Below are 22,232 nucleotides of genomic sequence, written 5' to 3' on the forward strand. Positions count from 1 at the left end.
TCTTACATATTCCCGGAGGCGATCAGTCCAATCGCCGCAAGTATGATATTCACCAATGCCAGCGGAAGAAGAATCTTCCATCCAAAATACATCAATTGGTCGTAACGGAAACGGGGCAAGGTCGCCCGAATCCAGATAAAAATGAAGACCAGAAAATACACTTTTAAGATAAACCAGATCACGCCGGGCACCAACGTGAACGGCGCAAACGGCAGCGGCGAATGCCACGCGCCCAGAAACAACGTGGTCGCGACCGAACAGACGCCGAGAATGTTCACATATTCCGCCATGAAGAACATGGCGAATTTCATGCTGCTGTATTCGGTATTGTAACCGGAAACCAATTCGGTCTCGGCTTCGGGCAAATCAAACGGCAGGCGGTTGGTTTCGGCGAACGCTGAGGTGATATACAAAAAGAAACCAATCACGCCAGGAACCACAAACCACTGCGGCGAGAATATCCACCAGTTCCAAAAGCCCGCGCCTTGAGAGGCGACGATATCGCTGATTCGCAGGCTGCCGACCGCCATCAAAATCACCACGACGGATAGCCCCAGCGTCAGCTCGTAACTGATCATCTGCGCGGAGGAGCGCATGCCGCCCAGCAGTGAGTATTTATTACCGGAACTCCACCCTGCGAGAAAAATGCCGTAGACGCCCAGCGAGGTCACGCCGAACAAGAACAACAGGCCGACGTTCACGTCCGCAATTTGCAGCGGCCCCATGTCGTAGCCCAGGATCGAAAATTCAGGCCCGAAGGGAATCACCGCCACCGCCATCAGAGCGGTAATCATCGAGATTGCGGGCGCGGCGATAAATAAAACGCGGTCGGCGTTGGTTGGAATAATATCTTCTTTGAGAAACAACTTCAGTCCATCGGCGATGGGCTGCAACAAGCCCCAGGGGCCGACGCGCGTTGGGCCCAAACGCTGTTGAAAACGCCCCAGCAGTTTTCGTTCGAGCAACACCGAATAGGCGACGAAGCCCAACAGCACTGGAAATATCAGCGCAATTTTGACAACGGCGGGTATGAGGGCGTTGAGCAGTGCGCTTTCCGTCATTTTTGGATCTTCACCCAGGGAGTAGACTCTTCGGTTATATGATTGAGCGGGACGCCGTCATACCGCCCAAGGACGGTGACGCACCCCGACTGCGTCGAACAACTGATGCGGGCGGGCAATTGGACCGAACCGCGTTCGCCCGCCACCGTGATAGATTCGCCTTCGGATACGCCAAGCGCTTCGGCGTCGTCCGGGTGCAATTCTGCAGCGCAGGGAGCGCTGCGATCAACCATTGGCGCGGCGAACCGCTTCTCGCCAGCGCGGTCAAACAACGAACGCCCCCCAACCAGGCGGTAAGAATACTCGCCGGACGGCGATCCGTTAAGGGACGGAAGCGACGCATCCGCAATCGAAAATTGCGATGAATCCACTGGAAGCGACTGCTGTCCGGCTGTGCCTAATTTGCTCCAAGACAAGCCGTTGTAATGCGACGCGGCTTGCGAAATATGCTCGAAGATTTGCGGCGGGCGTACCTGGCGCCAGCCCAAGCCCCAACGCTCGCCCAAGGCGAGAAACACCTGGTAGCCGGATAGCGTTCCGTCCAGTTGCGGCAAGGCTTTTTCGGCGCGTTGAACGCGACCGCCAAAGTTTGTGTATGTACCGTCTTCTTCTGAGTAGGTCGAAAGCGGTAAGAACACCGTCGCAAGTTCGCCGGTTTCATATTTGAACGGGCCAGCGACAATCAATAACGGGACCGCCTGCAAGGCTTTTTGCGCCAATGCGCGGTCGGGATATTCTTCTATTAGATTCACGTTGCATAACACCAACGCTTGGATCGAACCGTCGATGCAGCCGTTTAATATTTCCGTGGTATTTTTGCCCGGCGCACTGATCGGCCCATAGCCCGGGCCGCGATGGGGATAACACCCCATATCCGCTGCGCCGCGTGAGTTCACATAGGGCAAAACCAAACTCAACGGCATCGCATGGCTGGTTTTTCCAGCGGCTTTCAACAACGCCGCCGCCAGTTTCACCGCCGCAACGCCTTTGCCGCCGTTATAGGCCGACTCGCCTAACAACAGCGTCGGCGCTTCAGACCCAATCAGTTGTTTCGCAAACGCGGCAAAGCGTTCGGGGCTGAGTTGGGTTATATCCTGCGCATCTTCAAACGAGGTCGAGTCAAGTAATTTCTGAGTCTCAGCATCTGGCGTTTGATTGGTTTCCTGGAACACTGCGTGTAACGCGCCCGCGAGAAACGCCGCGTCGCCGCCGGGGTGATACAACCACAGGTCGCTGCAATCGTCGTCCATGCGGGTGTTGCGCGAATACGCAAACAACACTTGCTTGCCCCGCAGTTTGTGTTCGCGCACCTGCAAGCGCAAAATCGGCGCTTCGTTGGGCAGGTCGGAACCGACGATGATAATATCCGAAGCGCGGCGGGCTTCTTCAAGCGGCTGATTGACCGCGCCCAATGCGAGCGAGGTGAGATAGCCGTCGTCGTTATCCGTGATGGAATACTCGGTGCGGTGGTCGATGTTTTGCGTCCCGACCGCCTCGCGCATAAATTGCTGAAAGAGAAACAGCGCTTCGTTGCTCTGGCGGGGGCCGATCAGCCCCGCGACCGACGCGGCGCCCTTTGACTCAACGGTCGCCTTGAGGCGTTTGACGGCCTCATTGATCGCCAAGCCCCAGTTGGTTGTTTCCAACACGCCGGATTCGTTTTTGATTTCAGGATTACGGCGGCGCTCGCCGCTATTGAACTGGTCGAAGCCAAAGCGCCCCATATCGCATAACCAGCGATGGTTCACGTCTTCATTGGGGCGCGGGGTGATGCGTAGCACTTCGCGGGTGCGGTTGCGGTGCTGCATGTTAATGTTGCAACCCACCGAACACATGGAGCACACCGAAGGCGCGTCTTTGAGTTCCCACACGCGAACGCGAAAGCGGGTGACCTTGCTGGTCAATGCGCCGACGGGGCATAAATCGGTAATGTTTCCGGTAAAATCGCCTTGCAGCGGCTTTTCTTTGAAGGTTGAGATATACGACTTGTTGCCGCGCTGAACCACAGCCAGTTCGGCGTTGCCGCCCTTTTCATCCAAAAAGCGTACGCAGCGGCTGCACAAGACGCAACGGTTGCGCTCGAGATCAATGAAAGGGCCAATGTCAGGCTTGGGGAACGTGCGCCGCTGAAAACGGAAGCGGGTTTCATGAAAGCCGTGGTTGCGGCTGTATTCCTGCAATTTACACTCGCCGCCCTGGTCGCACACCGGACAATCGAGCGGATGCTGCACCAGCAGAAATTCCATCTGCATCTTGCGGGCGTCGAGAACTTTTTCGCTTTGGGTAAACACCACCTGCCCGTCTTGAGCGGGCGCGTTGCAAGAGGGCTGCAACTTGGGTACTTTTTCGATTTCAACCAAACACAAACGGCAACTGGCGACCACCGATAAATCGGGGTCGTAACAGTAATGCGGAATAAAAATGTCCGCCTGACGGGCCGCCTCGATCAGGCTCGTCCCTTTGGGGACGGTGATCTCGCGTCCGTCTATGGTCAACGTAACCGTTTGTCCGTTAATATCCGACATACAATTTCCTCAGCGTCATCCGCCGCTTAGCCCGCCAATGCGACGGAAGCGTCGGGCTTTTCGCCAAACTTGCCCTTGCGGATTTTCTCTTCAAATTCTTCACGGAACTGCTTAATAAACGCGCGTACCGGCCACACCGCCGCCACCCATAACGGGCAGATCGAAGTGAATTCCGACCGGAAAATATCATGCAACAGGTCGAGATCGTCAGGATGGCCTTCGCCCTTCATCATCGCGTCTAAAATCTGCACAAACCAGCGGGTGCCTTCGCGGCAGGGCGTACATTGCCCGCACGACTCGTGCTCATAAAATTTCGCTAACAACAGCGCCATCTCAACCATATCGACGGTCTCGTCCATGACGATAATGGCGCCGGAACCCAGCGACGAACCCGCTTGGTGAATATCTTCAAACGTGAGTTTGACGTCGAGTTCTTCATCGCGCATCACCGGCATCGACGACCCGCCGGGAATCACGCCTTTGATCTTCTTACCGCCGGGGATGCCGCCGCCAAAGTCCATAATAAACTCACGCAGCGTCATCTCGCCCAACACCACTTCATAGACGCCGGGTTTGTTGACGTGACCGCTGATGCACAGCAATTTGGTGCCTGTGCTTTTCGCGGTACCCATCGACTTAAACCACTCGCCGCCTTTTTCCACGATGACGGGGACCGCTGCGAGGGTTTCGACGTTATTAATAATGGTTGGGGAATCATAAAGCCCTGAGATGGCCGGGAACGGCGGCTTGTTGCGCGGGTAACCCTTTTGGCCTTCGAGCGAGGTCAAAAGCCCGGTTTCTTCACCGCAAATATAAGCCCCGGCGCCGCGATAGACTTCGATATCGCAATCAAAGCCGCTTCCGAAGATGTTCTCGCCGATCAGCCCCTCGCGGCGGGCGTCTTCAATCGCCATCGAGAGAATCTGTGCGCCGCGATGAAACTCGCCGCGTATATAAATATAGGCTTTGTGGGAACCAATCGCGTAACAGGCGATCAGGATGCCCTCAAGCAGAACATGCGGATTTTCGTCAATAATAACGCGGTCTTTGCAGGTGCCCGGTTCGCTCTCGTCCGCGTTGCAAGCGAGATAAACGGGCTTGTTGGAATTTTTAGGGATAAACGACCATTTCATGCCCGTGGGGAACGCCGCCCCGCCCCGCCCTTGCAGGCCGGAGGTTTTGACTTCTTCGGTCACTTGCTCGGGGGACAGCTCTTTCAGCGCTTTTTCGAGCGATTTATACCCACCCGTACCGCGATAGCCGTTGACCGTCAGCAGATCGGGCGTTCCTAAATGTTCGAGAAGGACACGGGTTTCTTGAGCCATAGTTTACCAAATCACTCAATATAGTTATTTTTTCTGCCAAGCCGTCCGGTGATTGTAACTTTTCAATCGAAACAAACAAGCAATAAGAGTTGCGATGATTGCCTGCTTGCCCGCCAGCCTTATTCTCTATTCAAGCGAATTAATGATCTCAGTCACTCGCTCGGGTGAAACGCTCTGGTATTCCTTGCCGTTGACATGCAGGCACGGCGCCCACGAACAGGACGCCAGGCATTCAACGGTTTGCAGCGAAAACTTACCGTCTTCGGTGAGTTCGCCGCTGTGAATGCCCAACTGGCTTTCACATTGCTTGAGGACGTTTTGAGCGCCGACCAGATGACAGGAGATGTTCGTGCAGACTTCGATGTGGTACTTCCCTTGCGGCTTGAGCGGAAACATGGTGTAGAAACTGGCGACGCCCTCCACCCATGCGGGCGAGGTGTTCAATATTTCCGATATCTCGACCATGGCGTCTTCTGAAACGTATCCATATACGTCCCACGCCAGATAGAGCAGCGGAATCGAAGCGGTTTTCCGTTGGGGAAACCGCCTGAGAATGTCGTCAACTTTTTCGGGGCATTGCTCGCGCATGCTCGTCATCGCGCTATCGCCTCATAGCTATAATATTCGTCTGCCAAGAGTTAAGCAGACGAAAAGGGGGTTTCCAGGCTGCGAGAAGAACTCACGCGTCCTGATCCGCCCGACTATCCAGGTTCAACAAAATTGGGCATACGCCCGTCAATGAAAAAGCAAAGATGCGATAAAAAAGTATCTTACCGAACCATCCCCAGATAGGAAGGGACAGACGCCTATCTTCAACTTTTGAATTCTACTTTTTAGTATGATACAGTGGCGAAAGTTATTTTTGATTTTATATTCCGATTGAAATGGGTTTATACATGAACATTCCTGATTATCAGACTTGTTTATTACCAGTATTGCAAGCATGTTCAGAGCAGCAAGAACACTCTATCAAAGAAATCCACGATCAAGTTGCAAGTCACTTCAACCTCTCTAATGAAGAATTAAGTGAAATGTTGCCTAGCGGAAACCAATCTGTATTCAACAATCGCATTGGATGGGCTAGGACATATCTGAAAAAAGCTGGCTTACTTATTTCACCCTCTCGTGGAATTTTCAAAATCACAGACAGAGGCATCAAAGTTTTAAATGAAAAGCCGACCAAAATTGACGCGAAATTCTTAATGCAATTCCCTGAATTCGCTAAATTCCAAAAGCCAAAGCCCGATAATGGAACACCGCCCCCACCGCCTATTGATCAAACTCCTCAAGAAATTATTGAAAATGAATATCAAAATTTAAAAAAAGAACTCGCAAGCGAAGTTCTAGAAAAACTAAAAGAGATTGATCCATATCGCTTTGAGAAAATCGTCGTTGAATTACTGGTTAAAATGGGATACGGCGGGACGATTAAAGATGCGGGGAAAGTATTAAAAAAATCAGGCGACGATGGCATTGACGGGATCATAAAAGAAGACCGGCTTGGTTTAGACGCGATTTATGTTCAAGCCAAACGCTGGGGACATACCAATGTCGTCACTCAACCAGAGATCCAAAAATTTGCGGGCGCATTAGATATGAAACACGCAAGCAAAGGCATTTTCATTACGACATCCTCCTTTTCATCGGGCGCTTCCGCTTGCGTGGAGAAGTTCAAAAGCAAGATCGTATTAATTGACGGCGAAGAATTGGCTGAATACATGATTGACTTTAACTTAGGCGTTTCGGTAGAATCGACATTCGAAATCAAAAAAGTCGATACGGATTATTTTACGGAAGAGTAAATCGACAGTCGAGTCCCTTCTCCCTCTGGGAGAAGGTTAGGATGAGGGGGCGGCCTCGCCGCCTATTGAAAACCTCAATGAATAAAAACCCTCACCCCAGCCCTCTCCCAGAGGGAGAGGGAGACTACGTTCACGTTTCACTGGAGCCGCGCCATGTTCAATAAAATCTCGATCTTGCTTCTGATTTCATGTTTCGCCTTGCTGCTGCCCGCCCAGGCGCAGCGCATCCCCGTCATTTTAGACACTGACATCGGCGACGATATTGACGACACCTGGGCGCTGGGGATGATTCTCGCCAGCCCTGAACTCGACCTCAAACTGGTGGTCACCGATTTCGGCGATACCACCGGAAAAGCCAAGATCGCCGCGAAGTTTTTAGAATCCGTCGGTCGCGGCGACATCCCCATCGGCGTCGGCGTCAAAACCAGCGACAAGGCAGGCCGCCAAATCGCCTGGGCAGAAGACTATGACCTCGCGGCCTACCCCGGCGGCGTCATTCAAGATGGAATCGGCGCCATCATTGACACAGTGGCTTCAACAACAGACACGGTCACGATGATCGTCATCGGCCCCTGTCCAAACATTCCAAAGTTGCTGCAACGCGCCCCCGCCATCGTCAATCATGTACGGGTGGTCGCCATGAGCGGCAGCATCGACCGGGGCTACGAAGGCTCTTACGCCCCCGACGCGGAATATAACGTACGCGCCGACATCGCCGCCGCCCAGGCGCTTTACCGCGCCGGGTGGGACCTCACCATCACACCGCTCGATACCTGCGGCGCCGTGCGGCTGCGCGGGATCGGCTATCAAGACATGCTGCGCATGGCCAATTCGACGCCGAGAAACCAATTGGTCAATACCATCCAAGAGGCCTATCAAGCCTGGGCCAAAGCGGGCAACGCCCGGCTCGATACACAGGTCGCCTCGAGCGTTTTGTATGATACCGTGGCGGTCTACCTCGCCTTTGACCAGTCAAAATGCGAGATCGAAGACCTCAAACTCAAAGTCGACCATCGGGGCTACACCGTGCGCGACCCCAACGGAAAGACCATCCACACCGCGATGCGTTGGGCGGTCCCGCTCAACGAGCCTGACGAAGGGTTCCATCAAATGTTGTTTGACCGCTACATGTCCAACATCTTCATTCCGCCCGACGAAGAATACGATCCCTTCGCCGTGTTGAAAGAAGAAATCAAGAGAAAATAGGTCTACACCAGAAATATCAGAGAGCCATATTCACCACTGAAAGGAAACACCATGTACGCCCGATTCAACGTCACTCTCAGCCTTATCGCTTTTATCTGCGCCTTCGCTGTCTCCAGCCAGTCGCAAACCTGGCAACCGCTGTTTGACGGCGCAACCCTCAACGGTTGGACCGCCGCCGAGAACCCGGCGTCATTTCGGGTAGAAGACGGCGCCATCGTCTGCAACGGCCCCCGCGCCCACTTGTTCTATACCGGCGACGTCGAAAACGCCGACTTTACCAATTTTGAACTGCGCCTCGAATGGAAAACCGAAACCGGCGCGAATTCCGGCGTATTTTTTCACACCGCGTTTCAAGACAAAGGCTGGCCCGCACAAGGCTACGAGGCGCAGGTCAACAACACTCATCGCGGCTCAGGCGAATATATTGAGCGAAAAAAAACCGGCAGTCTCTATTCGGTGCGCAACCAATACCTGCAAATCGCCAACGACTATGAGTGGAACACCATGCGCATTGTGGTGAGAGGCAAGCGCATCCAGATGTTTGTTAATGATGAAAAAACCGTCGATTACACCGAACCCGCCCAACCCGGGCGCAGCGAAAATCGTGAAGCCCGCCTACTCAGCCACGGGACCTTCGCGCTGCAATGTCACGATCCCGAAAGCAAAGCCTACTTCCGCCGTATCGTCGTCAAGCCGTTGGCGAAACCCATCGGCGGCTCGCCAACCGCCCCGTTAGACGAAATCGACATGCAAATCGTCCAGTTGCATAACGCGAACTTCCCTGTGGTTGACTATCACGTCCACCTCAAAGGCGGTTTGACCTTGCAGGAAGCGCTCGAAAATTCGTTCCGGGTTGGGATCAATTACGGCATCGCGGTCAATTGCGGGCTTGGCTTCCCCGTGCAGGATGACGCAGGCGCGTTGGCGTTTTTATCCCAGTTCAAACACCAGCCCGCTTTCACCGCCATCCAAGCCGAAGGCCGCGAATGGACGACGCTGGTCTCGCCCGAAACCGTCGCGCAATTTGACTACGTGTTTTCAGACGCACTCACCTGGACCGACCACAAAGGCCGCCGCATGCGCCTATGGATGCCCGACGAAGTCTTCGTCGATGACGAACAGCAATTCATGGACATGTACGTCGACCGCATCGTCGAGATCATCTCATCGGAACCGATTGACATCTTCGTTAACCCCACCTTCCTGCCCGAAGTAATCGCCGCCAAGTACGACGCGCTCTGGACGCCCGCGCGTATGCAACGCGTGATTGACGCAGCGGTGAAACACGGCGTCGCCATCGAAATCAACGCCCGTTTCAAAATCCCCAGCGCGGCCTTTATCAAACAAGCCAAACAATCGGGCTGTACATTTTCGTTTGGAACCAACAACGGCGACGCGGAATTAGGCCGCATGGAATATTGCTTGAAAATAGTTAACGAATGCAAACTGGTTGCAGAAGATATGTTTGAACCGAAACCCGACGGTCAAAAGCCGATTCAAGTCAAAGGCTTCAAAAAATAGAAGGAATGATCAGTACGCTCATGCCCGGCCAGGGTACGCCTCTCTTCGCTTCAGTGCGGGCTATCAGGCCCTATGCACAGGCGCTCACAGAGACGCCCCCTGGCCGGACGCGGCATACGAGAGGCCTCATCTGCGCCTCATTTCACAAGCAAGGCGAATATCCTAGCCCCCTTTTTTAAGGGGGGACGTCCGCTCCGACGGACAGGGTGGATACCAAAAAGATATTAAGTGGATTCCATCGGCGTCCCATAGCCAGAGCAAGGCGCCGCCGCTTGAATATTCGCAATGAAAACACATACGCGCCGTAAGGTTTTTTACTTGCGGCGCGTTCTTCTTTTTAAGCGCATTTTTGAAATAACGCCGGGGCATTCTTGTCGGTTTATGCAGGCAATGCTAATTTGTATGGATACTTGAGGCGATACTCTTATGAAAACCAGTCGTAAACCGTCAAAATTTTTCAACCGCGAGATCAGTTGGGTCGATTTCAACGAACGCGTTCTGCACGAAGCGCTCGACAGCCGAACCCCCACGCTGGAACGCTTGAAATTTATCGCAATTTTTTCTTCCAACCTCGATGAATTCTTCATGAAGCGCATCGGTGGATTAAAACGTCAGCTCTCCGCCGGCATCACCAAGCGCTCGCCTGACGGCCTCACGCCCCATGACCAACTCGACATTTTACGCGAACGCACCATCGACCAGGTCTGCCGTCAACGTGAATGCCTTTTGAATGATATTTTGCCGTCGCTTGAAAAACATGGCGTCAAGATTCTGCGTTTTGACCAGCTCACAAGCCAACAAAAGCGCAAAGTCAATCACGAATATAAAAAATCCATCTTCCCCATCCTGATTCCATTGGGCGTCGGGCCGGGGCAGCCGTTTCCATTCATCAGCAACATGAGCTTATCCATCGCGGTGCGGCTGCGGCCTCCAGGAAGCCAGGAAGTCGGTTTCGCCCGCGTAAAAATCCCCACCAACCGTCCGCGTTGGCTGCCGACAGGCGTCCCCAATGTGTTCGTGCCGATTGAAGAAGTGATCGCGGCCAATTTGGCGGGCCTGTTCCCCGGCGTCAAAATCATTGAGCAGTGCTCGTTTCGCGTCACCCGCAGCGTCGACATCGACCGCAAAGAAGACGAGGCCGATGACCTTCTTGAGTTGATCGAAGAAGAATTGATGCACCGGGAGTTCGCCCAGGCGGTGCGGCTTGAGCTCGACCGCTCCTGCTCGCCCGCGATGCAGCGCATTCTCACGGAGCACATGAAATTACAACCCGACGACGTCTACGTCGTTGACGGGCCGCTCAGCCTGCGCGACCTGATGGCGTTGGGAAAACTCGATTACCCGGAACTGAAAGACCCCGCGTGGAAAGGGCCGACCCACCCCGCGATTTTACGCAATGACCTCAGCGACGAACCGCGTTCTTTTTTCTCGCTGATTCGTGAACGCGACATCATGGTCCATCACCCCTATGAGTCGTTCAACACCAGCGTATTGCGCTTTTTAGAAGAAGCCAGCAACGATAAGCGCGTGTTGGCCATTAAGCAGACCCTCTACCGCACCGCTGACGACTCGCCCATCATCAAGGCGCTCAAACGCGCCGCCGCCAATGGAAAACAGGTAGCGGTGTTAATCGAAATCAAGGCGCGTTTTGATGAAGCGGCCAACATCCAGTGGGTGCGCACCCTCGAAGACGCCGGCGTACACGTCACCTATGGCTTCGTCGGGCTGAAAACGCACACCAAGACGCTATTGGTCGTGCGCGAAGAAGCCGATTGCATGAGGCGCTACGTCCACATCGGCACCGGAAACTACCACCCCGGCACCGCCAACCTCTACACCGACTACAGCCTGCTCAGCTGCCGCGATGAACTCGGCGAAGATATTTCCGACCTGTTCAACACTCTCACCGGATATTCAAGGCAAACCGAATACCGCAAATTATTGATCGCGCCGGCCAACATGCGCAAAAAATTCGAGCGCATGATCCAGCGTGAAATGAACCACGCAAAAAAAGGCAAACCCGCCCGCATCATCGCCAAGATGAATTCACTCGAAGACATCCAAATGATCGAGTGGATGTACAAAGCCTCCAAAGCAGGCGTTAAAATCGACCTGCTGGTGCGCGGCATCTGCTGTCTCAAGCCCGGCGTCGAAGGCCTCAGCGAAAACATTCGCGTCATCAGCGTTATCGGGCGTTTTCTTGAGCATTCGCGGGTTTTCTATTTCCAAAACGGCGGTAAAGAAGAAGTCTACATTGGCTCAGCAGACTGGATGCGCCGCAACCTCGACTTCCGCTATGAAGCGATTGCGCCGATCGAAGACGCCGAACTCAAAAAGGAATTGCTGGACACTCTCGAGCTGTTTTGGAAAGACAACCGCAAATGCTGGGACCTGCATCCCGACGGGACCTACACCCAGCGCACTCCCGGCAACGAGAAAGAACTCTGCACTCACACCATCTTAATGGAACGCGTACTCGCAAACAGCAAATTATCCTAAGAGCGTCAGACAAAATACTGTGCGTTAAGCGCGCCCGTAGCCTGCCTAGCAATGACGCCGACGATGTTTTTGTATCAAAAAAGCGCGTGGTTTAAAAACAGAAACGGGCGGTCATAAGACCGCCCGTTGCGTATTTCGTATTTCTTACATAAAAAGTTCCAGCAGAAATCACTGAGTATCAGTGCGCCCGAAGGGCCCAGCGATAGATTCAGATCACATAATAATTCGGCAAACGAACTTTCATGTCACATTAAAACTTGTATGTCAGTTGTGCGCCGACGGTGAAGTCGACTTCGTCAAAGAAGCGAATCATGCCCGCGACGTCGGTCACGAAATTTTCGTTCCATTCATAACCAAAACCGCTAGAGACATGGGCGCCGTCGATTCCATCAACCAAGGCCGCCGTGGCGGCATCGTTGGTTTCGTAATCATAGTCGGTATAGCCAGCGCCGCCGCGAAGTTTCAAGCATTCGTTCCAGGCGTATTCCGCGCCTGCGCGGACGGACAACGCTTCGATGGATTCTTCAAACCCAATCGAAGGAAACGCGGGAATCAGGCTATTGCTGATGTCGCCTTCGGTGTCCATGTCTTCATAGGCGAGGTCGAGGGCCAACAGCAAGTCGCTGGTCGCCATCCAGGCCAAACCGCCCTGAACGCCCCACGATTCGCGGTCGCCGTCGAAGTTCGCGCCGCTGACCGCGCTCGATTCTGCGTCGCCGTGGCCATAGGTTCCCATCAGGCCAAGGTCAAGCACATCCGAGGCGGCGAACAACACGCCGAAGCGGTGCAAAAACGCAACGTCCATATCGCCATCATAGCCGCTGGCTTCAACGCTATCGTTGATGTAGCCAATGCCATAGCCGATGGAGAAGGCGTCTGTAACGTCATACGCCAAACTGATTGGAACATAGAAGTTTTCTGTTTCGCGATTGGAGGCGTCATCGGCGTCGCCAAAGGTCGGCACAAAACCCCAACCCATGCTGAACGCATCGGTGATCGGATACGCGCCCATCAACAATCCGCCGTAGTTGTCTTCATCCACGCCGTCTAATGTTGATAGATCGTCGCCGGAAATTTGACCAAACTGCAAACCGCCGGTCATAAAACTGTCCGTCAGCGGCCCAAGCCCGGCGGGGTTGCCGAGGATGGAAGCCGAATCGCCTTTAATGGCGACAAACGCGCCGCCCATGCCCATCGTACGGGCAGTCATGTGAATGGGGAAATAACGGTTCACCGTATGACGAATGAAATAACTTTCTGCGTCATCAGCGAAAGCGGTTGGCTGCTGAAACGCCGCTGCTGCGACGAGAGCCAAACTAAGAACTACACGACCTGCATATTTCATCTCTTTGTGTCTCCTTATCAATTAGACGCAACTGTTACTGATTGCTGAAATCAATGGTGATCGCATGTACTTGCGGAATCGGTGGGAACCCGCTGGCGAAGGTGTAGCCGCCGACAATTCCCGTGTTGCCGCCAAGCAATCCAAAATTAAGCGACTCGATTGTTGTCCCGGTTTTGGTGTACGCGATGGCGTCGGGAGCCATCACATTCAATGTGATTTTCTTGGTATTAAACAACTGTGGGCTGCTTAAGTCTTCAGCGACCACCTTGCCGCCTTCGATCGCAATACGAAGTTGTCTCATGGCAACCTGACCGGTCATATTGTTAATGAATTGCGCGTTCCATGTCCCCAAAAACACGTCATAGATGCCAGGCGCAACAATCGAAGGCCCGCTCGGCGTTGGCGTTGCGACGGGTGATTCGGGCGTTGCGGTCGGCGATTCCGGTACGACGGTTGGTGTAGCCGGAACGGGCGTGGGTGGAACCGGAGTCGATGTCGGTGGAACCGGCGTTGCAGTCGGCGCCCCTGGAACCGGCGTATTGATTGGCGATTCAGGCGTCGCGGTTGGCGCCACAGGCGTTGCGGTTGGAGCCAGCGGCGTTGAAGTCGGCGCAATTGGCGTCGCGGTCGGCGCGCCCGGCGTAGCCGTAGGCGGAAGCGGCGTCGAAGTTGCAACCGGCGCTTGGGTCGCGGTCGCCGTCGGCGTATTGGTCGGCACTGGAGCAACGTCATCCGGCAGGTTTTCGACTGTACCCGGCTGAACATCGGAGATGATTCCCGCAACGGTCACGCCTTTTGGCAATGGCGTCTGCGTTTCAAACACTTCGGCGTCGCCGGTTGAATAAATCATTCCAGTTGAATCAATCAGATATAAACCGAGCCCGGTTGGCGTGAATGAGAAATCAACAATTTTCACGCCGTCTTCAAGAGCGAGTTCCGTCGCGGGAACATCGCCGAATGTGAAGATGGAACCGCCGGAAGTCAACACAGCGTATCCCGTCCCATCCGGGGAAATTTTCAATGAAACCGCATTCTTGGTTTTAACGTCCGGTAATACGGGAACAGACCCGTTCGACGAAATTTGACCATAGCGGTTGAGCGAATAATACCCCAACACGTCGCCAGCTGCGTCTAACGCTAATTCAAGCGAACGCGCAATGGTCAGCGGATTAAACGGCGTCCCGTAAAACTGAGCGCCTAAAAATTCCGCATCGCCCAACGGGTGAACGCCGCCGTATTGGTCGAGAAGATAGCCGCCCATCCCGTCCGGGTTCAAAACAAAATCTTTCATGATCGGCATCGAAAAATCCATGCCTTCAAACGGCGCATCAACGCCGATTCCGATGACTTCACCATAGGCAGTCACCACCAAACGGCCGCCGCCATACGAGACGGTGGCTAAAGCGCCCTTGATGGGGTCGCCCACAACAACTTCGTCTCCTGGCGAATACACGGTTCCATCACTGAGCAAAATTTGAATATCTTGCGCAGTCGCTCCGATAACGGAGAATACGAGTGCAATTGCTAAAACGGCATGAAAACAGACCCTCAACATACTTTGTCCCTCCTGGGTTTTGTGTAACCTGCAATATTTAATAAGATTTATAGAATATGTCAATAAAGATTATCAATATTCTTGTTAATATAACTCTTTGTATCGCAAGCACATAGTAAACTAGAACAACATTTGGCGTTTATAAATCGCTTCCATGTCTCTACGCCAATATTCCTGCTTAAAAAAGCGGGTAAACTATAAAAACATGGTCTATCCACACTGGAGAATTATACAAATCGGCTCACTCAGCCGCAACCCATACTGGGGCGAAGATTCGGCCAAGCGAAAGCCGCTATGCACAATTACCCTGCTCGAAACCGCTGACAATATCATCTTGATTGACCCGGGGTTCGAGTCGCCAGAATGTACGCGCACTCTATTGAACCGCCGCAGCGGATTGCTGCCGGAGCAAATCGACGCCGTCTTGCTGACGCACTTTCACCCGACCCATTATCAAGAGTTACGGGCGTTCCCCAACGCGACCTGGCTGATGCCGCGACTCGAAATCCGCGCCGCGCTCAACGCGCCCCATCCGGCGCCGTTTGTAGAGCAAATTGAACCCTTTGAAGACCATTCGCTGCCAGGCGTCGAGTTGTTGCCTGCGCCGGGGCATACCCACGGTTCGAGCGCCTATTTGTTTGAAACCCGCGACGGCGCTGTTGCGGTAGCGGGCGACGCCATCCTCACCTTCGACCACTTCGAAAACCGCGACCCGGGCGACGGCTGCGAAGGCCGCCCCGAGGCGCGCAACTCCATCGACCAGATCGCCAAGGTAGCAGACGTCATCGTTCCAGGGCACGATAATTATTTCATCTTATGAGTAAGGACGCACTCAAATTGACGCCGACTTGTTTTAACATATCCATTATCATTTTTCTATCGTTTTTTTTTGGGAAGTTGCGGCGGGTTATTTAGAGAATTATAACTATCGAGAATGCAGAGATTAGATATATGAGTCCACTCCCTACAAATACTGAAAATACATTTAGGCTTCTACAAGAAAAAATTACATGGCTTCATGCATCCTGGAGAATATATAAACAGTTATTTGATTCTAGTGATCAGGAACGTATTGATATTCTTGAAGACTGCGCAGGTTCTTTTTTTTATTTAGTAGAGAATTCCATCCTGGATAAAGTCTTACTTACGATATGCAAATTAACTGATCCTACATCAAATGGTAAGGACATAAACCTTTCACTAAGTTATCTCTTAAAACTTTTACAAGACAATGAAGACATAAATGCGAGAGAATACAAAAGATTACTTAATAAAATAAAAAGAGATAGCGAGTCCATTAGAGAGCGGAGGAATAAGCAATTATCTCATTCTGATCTTAAAGTTGAATCAAAGATTAATTCATTATCTCCTCTTCACATCAATGAACTCGAAGATGTTCTAAAACAAATTAGAGAATTAATGAACTTAATTGAAACCAACTACAACAATTATGAAACAGGTTATGAGCATACTAGTATGAGAGGAGATGGCGATGATCTTATTGCAATACTTAAGTATGCAATGAAGTATGAGAAGATGCTTGAAGATGAAACTGTCACTATAGATGAAGATATTAAAGATGCTTGGGATGACGCTTAGTTTGATATCACTTAACTATGAACAAATAAAAGGGTGCCTTCGCTCCACTAGGTTTCACCTTTGCCACTCAACAATTCCAGAGCATGATAATTATTTCATTTTATGAGTAAGGACGCATTCAAATTGAGGCCAACCTATTTTAATACATCGCTATTCATTTTGCTATTGGTTTTTTCATGGGGATGCGGCCCAAATAACGCCGCAAAGGTTGAAACCACCGACGCCGGAATCGAAGTCGTGTTTTCAGACGGCGTTAAGATAGAGTTTGTGAAAATCCCCGCCGGGGCCTTCGTAATGGGCAGCCCCGATGCGGAAAAAGACCGCGACGACGACGAAAGCCCGCAACATGAAGTCACCATCTCAAAGCCGTTTTATCTGGGACAGTTTGAAGTAACGCAGAAACAATGGACGGCGCTGATGAGCGCCAATCCCTCAAAGTTTAAAAATCCCGACCACCCTGTTGACAGCGTATTGTGGGACCAATGCCAACATTTCATCGACCGATTGAATTCACTCCAAGCAGGCGTCTTTCGCCTGCCCACCGAAGCCGAGTGGGAATACGCCTGCCGGGCGGGAACCACCACCCGCTACCCCTGGGGCGACGACCTCCATTTTGTTGATATGCCTGACTACGCGTGGTTTGATTACAACTCCAGCCGTTCCACGCATCCCGTCGGCTCGAAACAGCCCAACCCGTGGGGACTGTATGACATGAGCGGCAACGTCAACGAGTGGTGTCAGGATTTCTACGCGCCCTATCCGTCAGCGCCGCAAACCGATCCGCTCATACAAGAAGGAAGCACCCGCATCAAACGCGGCGGCGGTTTTTATGACTTCTCCTGGAACGCCCGCTCCGCCGCCCGCAACCCCGAAACCAACCCGACCCAATTAGAACTGCTCGGCCTGCGAGTGGTGAGAGAAATGGAGTAGGGAATACATAATTGTCGATTATGAGGATTTCTTGTATAATCATCTGAATGAAAGGAGATATTTATTCATGCCGCAATTATTAATTGATTTGACCAATGACCAACATGAACGAATCAAAGCCTTAGCTGATTTAGAAGGCAAAAGTGTGAGTGAATATGTTTTAGATTGTTCAATGACTCCTGATTCAGACGACGCTGCGCTTCATCAGATTAAATCATTGTTACAACCGCGAATTGAACAAGCCGGACGCGGCGATTTATCTGACAAAACATTCGAAGATATAAAACGAGAATGCCGAGATACATTGACTGACAAATAAATGCCTTCGTTCTATCTATAAAAAAACTCAATGGTGGGTTAAGAACCCACCCTACATTTTTTGCCCTTCTCTCATCCGCCCCTCAATAAACTTGACCGCGGATTTGACGCCGTTTTCGGCGCGGATTTTTTCGCCCAGCGCGGCGGCGTTTTTGCGGATATCCGAGTTGGTCGTCACTTCGCGGATAGCGGCGGCGAGATTTTCCGGCGTGAGTTTCTTTTGCGGGATCGGCTTGCATCCCACCCCCAGCGCATGAACGCGGCTTCCCCAATAAGGCTGGTCGCCAAAGAACGGACACACCACCGTCGGGCGCCCCGCCCGCAGCCCCGCCGAGGTCGTACCCACACCGCCGTGATGCACCACCGCCGCCATGCGTGGAAACAACCAGTCATGCGGCGCCTGCTCGATCTTGAAAATCGTCTCCGGCAATTGGCTGGCGTCGAGTCCGCCCCATCCGGTCGCGATGATTCCCCGCACGTTCGCCCGTTGCAACGCCTCAATTACAATCTCCGCCGTGCGTTGCGGCTTGCGCCCGGAGATGCTGCCAAAGCCGACGTAAACTGGAGGTTCGCCCGTATCGAGAAAGCGTACTAATTCGTCGGGCGGCTGCCAGTCGTCGAGGCGGTCCAGAAACCAGAAACCGGTCACTTTCACGTCGTCGGGCAAATCCGCTGGACGCGGCGTGACATGCTCGCTGTAGCCATAGGCAATCGGAATTCGCTCGCCCGCGTTGGTATGGACGGTATCGACTTTGCGCGAAAGCGGCGGCAGGCCGTTTTCTTTGCGCCAGGGCTTGATGTATTTGTTACACGCCAGCGCGGTCACTTTCAAAATGAGCCAATAGGTCAGGCGGTTATACCACGCGCCCAGGTTCCAATTGGGAAACCCCGCTGCCGGGAACGCCCCAGTGGGCGTATAGATCGGCAGATAAAACGCCATCATCGACGGGACGCCCAGTTTCTCGGCGAAGTGCGGCGCCCCCAGCCCTTTGACGTGAAAAAGGATCAGGTCGGGGTTGCTTTCCTGCGCCGCCCGCCAACTCTCCGCCATGATTTTGCGCTGCATGGGCGCGACCTGTTTTATCAGACGCAAGTAGACCTTGAACATCCCCCAGAAATTATCGGCGTCCTCCATGATTTCGCTGCCGGTGCTCGACTGGATCATCTGAATGATCTCGTCGTTCATGTAGGCGTAACTCAAACCGTGTTCGGTGATGAACGGTTCAAAGGCGGCGCATGTACAAAGGGTGACTTCATGCCCCGCCGATTTGAGACCCTTGCCCAATGCGACGTAGGGCTGAACGTCGCCGCGCGTTCCAAGCGTAATGATGAGAATCTTCATTGTGTACACCCACTAAACTTTGAGTAAAGAAAGAGGCGCTCGTCAAAGCGCCCCTTAGTGTAACACATCGAATTTCATTTTAATGCAGCGACCAACCGGAGACGCTGTTCTCTTGCGGAAGCACTTCCAACTCTCCATTGACGTCGAACGGGTCGGACCATTTTTCACCGACGTACACATTCGATCCCGTCAGCGTGCGCATGAATTGAACCATCTGGTTGCGTTCTTGCTGAGTCAGATTCAAGCGTTGCAAGTTACCGCCGGGGCGTAACCTGGGGTCGAGCGCGTTGCGGTTTTGGCGATTGTCATTGATCTGCGGAATCGCGTTGTAATGCCCCAAGACCGCATTCAAATTAGCCGCCGTCTGTCCGCCGTCGTGCATGAAGCCGGTGTGCGGCGCGCCGTTCTGGTCAACCATATCGCGCAGGGACGGCGACTTGGTGTTGGTCAAATCAATGCTGCCGTCGATGGCGCGAATCACGCCGTTGTTGCGCGAGTTGGGGTCGATGTCGAATTCCGGCGGGCGATGACACGCAGCGCACCCCGCGCCGCCGCCCGTACGAACGCCGTTCGGGCCAAGAATCGGGCGCTGAAGAAATAGCTCTTTGCCCCTGTTTTCATCTTGGGTGAAATTCGCAAACAACTGGTTGTCGTTTCTCGCCAACACACGCCCGGCGTCGTACTTCGAGTCAAACGATTGGATGCTGCGAACAAATTGCGCTAACGCCCGCTTCATGCGCTCTTCGGTAATGGCGCCGTCGCCGAATGTGTTGGTAAACAGCGGCGGATAATAATCGAGCGCTTCTAATTTTTCGATCAGATCATCAAAGTCAGGGTTACCGTCCTGCCCGCTGAAGCCCATCTCGACATGGTCTTGAATGGGCCGGGTGACCTGGTCTTCGATGGTCGCGGCGCGTTCATCCCAAAAGGCGCTGTCTTCTTCGGCGAAGCGCGCATTGATCAACCGCATCGAATGCCGCCCGGTGAAACCATTCACGCCCATACTGACCGTATCGGGGTCGCTGAACGCGAATTCCTGCTGGTGGCAAGTCGAACACGAAACACTATCGTCGATGGACAGTTGCGTATCATAAAACAACACCCGCCCCAGCGTGGCGCCCTCATTGGTGATGGGGTTGCTGGCGGGCGTGTTGTCCCGCCGGATGTAATTTGGAACCGCCTGGTTGGCGTATTCATGTGGATTGCTTAAATCAAGCACCCCGTCTCCAAACGAAAATGACGGCTGGGCGATAATTGTCATCCCAGCGGCGAAAGTGAAGACAAAGAAAGTGAAACTCATATATTTCAGGTAGTTAGTCATTGGATATTCTCCCTCCAACTTGAACGCATCCCACAACGCGTTCAGAAAACGGCGAATGATTCATTAGCGATAGTCTATTGGCCAAATAAACTTTACTTACTTGATCTATAACGAAAGGATTGGGGGACTTATTGAGGATAAAGTGAATTTTTTTGGTTCTTCCGAAAACTGGGTGCTTTTTTATAAATTGAATTGAGATTTCGCTGCATGCGGTATGGGTGCAACTCTGCTCGCTTCAGTGCGGGCTTTCAGGCCCTTTTGCACAGGCGCTTCCAGAGTTGCACCCATGCCTGAATTGGTTTGTCAATTTTGGACAGGCCGGAATACGTTTTCGTAAACAAAATTATGGCTATCCATCAATACTAGGTACTCAATTACCAGAGGAACCATTTTTTTATTAAATTGGAGAGGGGTGGCAACGAGAACACTTGAGGCGTTACCTGAAATCCCCCCGGCGTCTTCGACGCCACTACCCTTAGGGGACTTCACGGTATAAACCATCTGACCGTCTGTACATTCACCAGCGATTCATAAATAAAAACCTCCCTCACCCCAGCCCTCTCCCAGTGGGAGAGGGAGCAGGCTTTCGGTATTATCCGGCTCACCAGGAGCCTGCCTGCCGCAGGCAGGGTTCGCCCTCCCATTATTTCTATCCAGCAGAAAGCCCGCACTAAAGCGAGAAGAGACGTACCCAAGACGCAGAGCCTACAGATATACTTGCTTCACGCATATTCTGAAAATCTCATCCCGCCCTACAATACGGGGCTATGTCACTTTCATTTGAAATTCACCATACAAACAAACAAGCGCGGGTTGCGTCGGTGACGACGCCGCACGGTTCGTTCGACACGCCCGCGTTTATGCCGGTCGGCACCAACGCCACCGTCAAATCGCTCACGCCCGAAGAGGTCGCCGAGACGGGGTCGCAGATTCTGCTCTGCAACGCCTATCATTTGTATATGCGCCCCGGGCAGAACATCGTCGCCAAACTGGGCGGGCTGCACTCGTTCATGAACTGGGACGGCCCCATCCTCACTGACAGCGGCGGGTTTCAGGTCTACAGCCTGGCGTCGCTGCGCAAGATCGACGACGAAGGGGTTTCATTTCGCTCGCACATCGACGGCTCCGAGCACCGCTTCACGCCAGAGAGCGTGATGAAACTCGAGAACGACCTGGGCGCCGACATCATCATGTGTTTCGATGAATGTACGCCCTACCCCGCGACCCGCGAGTATGCCGAACATTCCATTGAGATTACGTCTAACTGGGCGCGGCGTTGCGTCCAGTCTCATCAGCGTGACGACCAGGCGCTGTTCGGCATCGTGCAGGGCGGCGTCTATCAGGACCTGCGCGAGCGCAGCGCGAATGACCTGCTGCAATTGGATTTTCCCGGGTACGCCATCGGCGGGTTGATGCTCGGTGAAGACAAAGAAAACACCTGGGCGGTATGCGACGCGATGAATGAAATTCTGCCTAAAGACAAGCCGCGCTATTTGATGGGGGTGGGCACCCCCGAAGATTTTCTCGAAGCGATTTATCGCGGGGTGGATATGTTTGACTGCGTGGTCCCCACCCGGCTGGCGCGCACCAGCCACCTGCTCACCTGGAACGGAAAGCTCACGCTCAAGCAAGCCCGCTTCCGTGAAGACGAAAACCCGATCGACGAAAACTGCGGTTGCTATTGCTGCCGAAACTATAGCCGCGCCTACTTGCGCCATCTTTTCCAGGCGGGTGAAATTCTCGCATCACGCCTGGCCTCGCTGCACAACATCACCTTCTTTCAACAGTTCATGGCCAAGTGCCGCGAAACCATCCAAGAGGGAACCTTCGAAGCCTTTCGTAACGAGTGGATGAACAAATAAGAAAAGAAGACTTTGTTTCTT

General features: G+C 53.0%; 17 protein-coding genes. 9 read left to right on the plus strand and 8 right to left on the minus strand.

The features are described from left to right. Positions 1-2 precede the first annotated feature (2 nt). The 4 genes from nuoH to P9L94_01005 all read right to left on the minus strand — a co-directional run bounded on the left by nuoH (position 3) and on the right by P9L94_01005 (position 5,508). Positions 3-1,061: an NADH-quinone oxidoreductase subunit NuoH gene (nuoH, locus tag P9L94_00990; GenBank protein MDP8242627.1), complete on the minus strand. Its 1,059-nt coding sequence runs from the start codon at positions 1,059-1,061 to the stop codon at positions 3-5. Further along, positions 1,058-3,586: an NADH-quinone oxidoreductase subunit NuoG gene (gene nuoG, locus P9L94_00995; GenBank protein MDP8242628.1), complete on the minus strand. Its 2,529-nt coding sequence runs from the start codon at positions 3,584-3,586 to the stop codon at positions 1,058-1,060. Before nuoG ends, nuoH begins: the two co-directional genes overlap by 4 nt. Positions 3,587-3,612: 26 nt before the next feature. Next, the gene (gene nuoF / locus P9L94_01000) at positions 3,613-4,911 is read right to left on the minus strand and encodes an NADH-quinone oxidoreductase subunit NuoF (protein ID MDP8242629.1); all 1,299 of its coding nucleotides are present in this window, start codon (positions 4,909-4,911) and stop codon (positions 3,613-3,615) included. 126 nt (positions 4,912-5,037) lie between these two features. After that, positions 5,038-5,508 carry an NAD(P)H-dependent oxidoreductase subunit E gene (locus P9L94_01005; GenBank protein ID MDP8242630.1) on the minus strand — a complete coding sequence of 157 codons (471 nt, stop codon included), beginning with the start codon at positions 5,506-5,508 and terminating at the stop codon, positions 5,038-5,040. 299 nt (positions 5,509-5,807) lie between these two features. On the opposite strand from P9L94_01005, the gene P9L94_01010 reads away from it, so the two are divergent. From P9L94_01010 to ppk1, 4 genes are all read left to right on the plus strand, one after another. Then, entirely contained in the window at positions 5,808-6,713 is a 906-nt protein-coding gene (locus tag P9L94_01010) for a restriction endonuclease (protein MDP8242631.1), read from the plus strand. A 153-nt stretch (positions 6,714-6,866) separates the two neighbouring features. Further along, positions 6,867-7,919 carry a nucleoside hydrolase gene (locus P9L94_01015; GenBank protein MDP8242632.1) on the plus strand — a complete coding sequence of 351 codons (1,053 nt, stop codon included), beginning with the start codon at positions 6,867-6,869 and terminating at the stop codon, positions 7,917-7,919. 51 nt (positions 7,920-7,970) lie between these two features. After that, positions 7,971-9,440: a DUF1080 domain-containing protein gene (locus P9L94_01020; protein MDP8242633.1), complete on the plus strand. Its 1,470-nt coding sequence runs from the start codon at positions 7,971-7,973 to the stop codon at positions 9,438-9,440. A 426-nt stretch (positions 9,441-9,866) separates the two neighbouring features. Next, a complete protein-coding gene (ppk1, locus tag P9L94_01025; GenBank protein MDP8242634.1) occupies positions 9,867-11,939 on the plus strand; it encodes a polyphosphate kinase 1 in 2,073 nt (690 codons plus the stop codon). 250 nt (positions 11,940-12,189) lie between these two features. On the opposite strand, the gene P9L94_01030 is transcribed toward ppk1, so the two are convergent. Both P9L94_01030 and P9L94_01035 read right to left on the minus strand, forming a co-directional pair. Beyond that, the gene (locus tag P9L94_01030) at positions 12,190-13,284 is read right to left on the minus strand and encodes a hypothetical protein (GenBank protein ID MDP8242635.1); all 1,095 of its coding nucleotides are present in this window, start codon (positions 13,282-13,284) and stop codon (positions 12,190-12,192) included. A 34-nt stretch (positions 13,285-13,318) separates the two neighbouring features. Continuing rightward, positions 13,319-14,839 (minus strand): hypothetical protein, encoded by a 1,521-nt coding sequence (locus tag P9L94_01035; protein ID MDP8242636.1) that lies wholly within the window; start codon positions 14,837-14,839, stop codon positions 13,319-13,321. A 205-nt stretch (positions 14,840-15,044) separates the two neighbouring features. Here P9L94_01035 and P9L94_01040 point away from each other — a divergent pair, with 205 nt between their 5' ends. From P9L94_01040 to P9L94_01055, 4 genes are all read left to right on the plus strand, one after another. Next, positions 15,045-15,659 carry an MBL fold metallo-hydrolase gene (locus tag P9L94_01040; protein ID MDP8242637.1) on the plus strand — a complete coding sequence of 205 codons (615 nt, stop codon included), beginning with the start codon at positions 15,045-15,047 and terminating at the stop codon, positions 15,657-15,659. Positions 15,660-15,790: 131 nt separating this feature from the next. Continuing rightward, a complete protein-coding gene (locus P9L94_01045; protein ID MDP8242638.1) occupies positions 15,791-16,438 on the plus strand; it encodes a hypothetical protein in 648 nt (215 codons plus the stop codon). Positions 16,439-16,540: 102 nt separating this feature from the next. Continuing rightward, positions 16,541-17,368: a formylglycine-generating enzyme family protein gene (locus tag P9L94_01050; GenBank protein MDP8242639.1), complete on the plus strand. Its 828-nt coding sequence runs from the start codon at positions 16,541-16,543 to the stop codon at positions 17,366-17,368. 67 nt (positions 17,369-17,435) lie between these two features. Continuing rightward, entirely contained in the window at positions 17,436-17,687 is a 252-nt protein-coding gene (locus tag P9L94_01055; protein MDP8242640.1) for a hypothetical protein, read from the plus strand. Positions 17,688-17,738: 51 nt separating this feature from the next. Here the strand turns inward: P9L94_01055 and P9L94_01060 are convergent, their stop codons facing one another. Together P9L94_01060 and P9L94_01065 are read right to left on the minus strand one after the other, a co-directional pair. After that, positions 17,739-19,028, minus strand: a complete 1,290-nt coding sequence (locus P9L94_01060) for a glycosyltransferase (GenBank protein MDP8242641.1) — start codon at positions 19,026-19,028, stop codon at positions 17,739-17,741. Positions 19,029-19,107: 79 nt separating this feature from the next. Then, positions 19,108-20,349: a cytochrome-c peroxidase gene (locus tag P9L94_01065; GenBank protein ID MDP8242642.1), complete on the minus strand. Its 1,242-nt coding sequence runs from the start codon at positions 20,347-20,349 to the stop codon at positions 19,108-19,110. 767 nt (positions 20,350-21,116) lie between these two features. On the opposite strand from P9L94_01065, the gene tgt reads away from it, so the two are divergent. Beyond that, positions 21,117-22,211: a tRNA guanosine(34) transglycosylase Tgt gene (gene tgt / locus P9L94_01070; GenBank protein ID MDP8242643.1), complete on the plus strand. Its 1,095-nt coding sequence runs from the start codon at positions 21,117-21,119 to the stop codon at positions 22,209-22,211. The last annotated feature ends 21 nt before the right edge of the window (positions 22,212-22,232 follow it).

Origin of the sequence: Candidatus Hinthialibacter antarcticus (assembly GCA_030765645.1) — a bacterium.
Lineage (GTDB): Bacteria > Hinthialibacterota > Hinthialibacteria > Hinthialibacterales > Hinthialibacteraceae > Hinthialibacter > Hinthialibacter antarcticus.

Coding starts and splice junctions, on each gene's coding strand:
- P9L94_01020 (MDP8242633.1), top strand. CDS start 7,971: ATGTACGCCCGATTCAACGTCACTCTCAGCCTTATCGCTTTTATCTGC.
- P9L94_01065 (MDP8242642.1), bottom strand. CDS start 20,349: ATGACTAACTACCTGAAATATATGAGTTTCACTTTCTTTGTCTTCACT.
- nuoH (MDP8242627.1), bottom strand. CDS start 1,061: ATGACGGAAAGCGCACTGCTCAACGCCCTCATACCCGCCGTTGTCAAA.
- P9L94_01030 (MDP8242635.1), bottom strand. CDS start 13,284: ATGAAATATGCAGGTCGTGTAGTTCTTAGTTTGGCTCTCGTCGCAGCA.
- tgt (MDP8242643.1), top strand. CDS start 21,117: ATGTCACTTTCATTTGAAATTCACCATACAAACAAACAAGCGCGGGTT.
- P9L94_01045 (MDP8242638.1), top strand. CDS start 15,791: ATGAGTCCACTCCCTACAAATACTGAAAATACATTTAGGCTTCTACAA.
- P9L94_01040 (MDP8242637.1), top strand. CDS start 15,045: ATGGTCTATCCACACTGGAGAATTATACAAATCGGCTCACTCAGCCGC.
- P9L94_01015 (MDP8242632.1), top strand. CDS start 6,867: ATGTTCAATAAAATCTCGATCTTGCTTCTGATTTCATGTTTCGCCTTG.
- P9L94_01010 (MDP8242631.1), top strand. CDS start 5,808: ATGAACATTCCTGATTATCAGACTTGTTTATTACCAGTATTGCAAGCA.
- P9L94_01060 (MDP8242641.1), bottom strand. CDS start 19,028: ATGAAGATTCTCATCATTACGCTTGGAACGCGCGGCGACGTTCAGCCC.
- nuoF (MDP8242629.1), bottom strand. CDS start 4,911: ATGGCTCAAGAAACCCGTGTCCTTCTCGAACATTTAGGAACGCCCGAT.
- P9L94_01005 (MDP8242630.1), bottom strand. CDS start 5,508: ATGACGAGCATGCGCGAGCAATGCCCCGAAAAAGTTGACGACATTCTC.
- P9L94_01050 (MDP8242639.1), top strand. CDS start 16,541: ATGAGTAAGGACGCATTCAAATTGAGGCCAACCTATTTTAATACATCG.
- P9L94_01035 (MDP8242636.1), bottom strand. CDS start 14,839: ATGTTGAGGGTCTGTTTTCATGCCGTTTTAGCAATTGCACTCGTATTC.
- nuoG (MDP8242628.1), bottom strand. CDS start 3,586: ATGTCGGATATTAACGGACAAACGGTTACGTTGACCATAGACGGACGC.
- P9L94_01055 (MDP8242640.1), top strand. CDS start 17,436: ATGCCGCAATTATTAATTGATTTGACCAATGACCAACATGAACGAATC.
- ppk1 (MDP8242634.1), top strand. CDS start 9,867: ATGAAAACCAGTCGTAAACCGTCAAAATTTTTCAACCGCGAGATCAGT.